This is a genomic window from Mycobacterium sp. TH-M15, assembly GCF_057473705.1.
This window is the reverse complement of sequence record NZ_JBYCLB010000230.1, coordinates 1-2,073: the sequence shown is the minus strand read 5'-3', so window position 1 is coordinate 2,073 and position 2,073 is coordinate 1. Positions and strand designations below refer to the sequence as shown.

2 protein-coding genes are annotated in these 2,073 nt (G+C 69.3%); both read right to left on the bottom strand.

Annotation, left to right across the window (positions count from 1 at the left end; translation table 11 throughout):
- A partial coding sequence (gene ffh, locus AC2VNT_RS05445; protein ID WP_486945883.1) for a signal recognition particle protein occupies positions 1–1,143 on the bottom strand: 1,143 nt, incomplete at its 3' end.
- Positions 1,144–1,193: 50 nt separating this feature from the next.
- Positions 1,194–2,060 (bottom strand): metal-dependent hydrolase, encoded by an 867-nt coding sequence (locus AC2VNT_RS05440; RefSeq protein WP_486945884.1) that lies wholly within the window; start codon positions 2,058–2,060, stop codon positions 1,194–1,196.
- Positions 2,061–2,073: the final 13 nt, after the last annotated feature.

The window sequence follows — 2,073 nt, the reverse complement described above, 5'->3', positions numbered from 1 at the left end:
GTCGTCGACGGCGGCCAGCGCGTCTTTCATCTGACCGGCGCCGGGCAGCATGCCCAGCAGGTTGCCGATCGGGCCCATCTTGCGGATGGTCAGCATCTGGTCGAGGAAGTCTTCCAGGGTGAACTCGCCGGCGCCGATCTTGATGGCGGCGGCCTCGGCCTGCTGGGCGTCGAAGACCTGCTCGGCCTGCTCGATCAGGCTGAGCAGATCGCCCATCCCCAGGATCCGGCTGGCCATCCGGTCCGGGTGGAAGACGTCGAAGTCCGCCAGCTTCTCCCCGGTGGAGGCGAACAGGATCGGCACCCCGGTGACCTCGCGCACCGACAGCGCCGCGCCGCCGCGGGCGTCGCCGTCCAGCTTGGTCAGCGCCACGCCGGTGAAGCCGACCCCGTCACGGAAGGCGCCGGCGGTGGTCACCGCGTCCTGGCCGATCATCGCGTCCAGCACGAACAGCACCTCGTCGGGCTGGACCGCTTCGCGGATCGCGGCGGCCTGCGCCATCATCTCCTCGTCGATGCCGAGCCGCCCGGCGGTGTCGACGATCACCACGTCGTAGTGCTTGGCCCTGGCTTCGGCCAGCCCGTCGGCGGCGACGGTGACCGGGGCACCCGGGTCGGCTGTGCTCGTTTGGTGAGCACCGTCCGCCGCCGTTCCCGGGTGCGGGGCGAAGACGCCGACGCCGGCCCGCTCCCCGACGATCTTGAGCTGGTTGACCGCGCCGGGCCGCTGCAGATCGCAGGCCACCAGCAGCGGGGTGTGGCCCTGGCCGCGCAGCCAGACGGCCAGCTTGCCGGCGAGCGTGGTCTTGCCGGCGCCCTGCAGACCGGCCAGCATGATCACCGTCGGCGGGGTCTTGGCGAACACCAGCTGGCGGGTCTGCCCGCCGAGGATGCCGATCAGCTCCTCGTTGACGATCTTGACGACCTGCTGGGCGGGGTTGAGCGCGCCGGAGACCTCGGCGCCCGTGGCCCGGTCCTTGATCCGGCCGATGAACTCCCGCACCACCGGCAGCGACACGTCGGCCTCCAGCAGCGCCAGCCGGATCTCTCGGGCGGTGGCGTCGATGTCGGCGTCGCTGAGCCGGCCCTTGCTGCGCAGGCCGGACAGCGCCCCGGTCAACCGGTCGGAGAGCGATTCAAACATTCGACTAGCCTAATGGGCTGCGGACGGCCGCTGCGTCCGGCGGGTGATGCTCAGGCGTCGGCGTACATCGGGTTGCCGCTGGCGTCGTGCAGTTCCTTGGCCCAGTGCTCCAACGTCGTCGAGCTGTCCCAGTCGTCGGGGTGGAAGCCGATCCGGGTGTAGGAGGCGTAGCGGCGCAGCGCGGCCCGGCTGAACAGCGGCGACTTGCGGAACTCGTTGAGGCTCTTGATGAGCCGCACCGGGTTGCGGGAGGCACGGTCCCCGGCGAGCGAGCGGACGGTCTGCCAGATCATCTCCGCCACGAAGATGGTGGTGGCGATGCGCATCGCGCGCACCCGGGTGCGCTCGCTGCCGCCGACCGCCTGGTAGACGTCGAAGGCGACGGCCTTGTGCTCGGCTTCCTCGAACGCGTGCCAGAGCAGGATCTCGCGCACGTCGGAGCCGTCCAGCAGCTTCAACCAATCCGGGCTGTTCAGCAGGATCTCGGCGAACGTCGCGGTGTAGTGTTCCAGCGCCGCGGTGCCGGCCAGCGCCATCTCGGTGGAGAACTTCCCCTCCAGCCAGGTCAGCAGCCAGGTGACGTGCCGGTCGATCCGCTCAGTGGGGTAACCCATCGCCTGCAGCCGCTCGTTGAGCATCCGGTGCTGGGTCTTGTGGGTGGACTCCTGGCCGATGAAGCCCTTGATCGCCTCCTGCAGCTTCGGGTCGGTGATCTGGTCGCGGTAGTTGCGCACCGACCGGACGAAGAAGTCCTCCCCCTCCGGGAACACCGACGACAACACCGCGGTGAAGTGGCTCATCACCAGATCGCCGTCGACGAAGTGCTGCCGTCTGGTTCCGGACGGGAAGGTGAACTGCATCCGGCGCGCCTTCAAGACGATGTTCTGGTCGGTTCGCTTGGCTGGCACATCGGGCATGTCGGTCTCCTCA

What these genes read in the sequence shown, in the direction of transcription:
- AC2VNT_RS05440 (WP_486945884.1), bottom strand. Translation starts at nt 2,060, where the DNA reads ATGCCCGATGTGCCAGCCAAGCGAACCGACCAGAACATCGTCTTGAAG.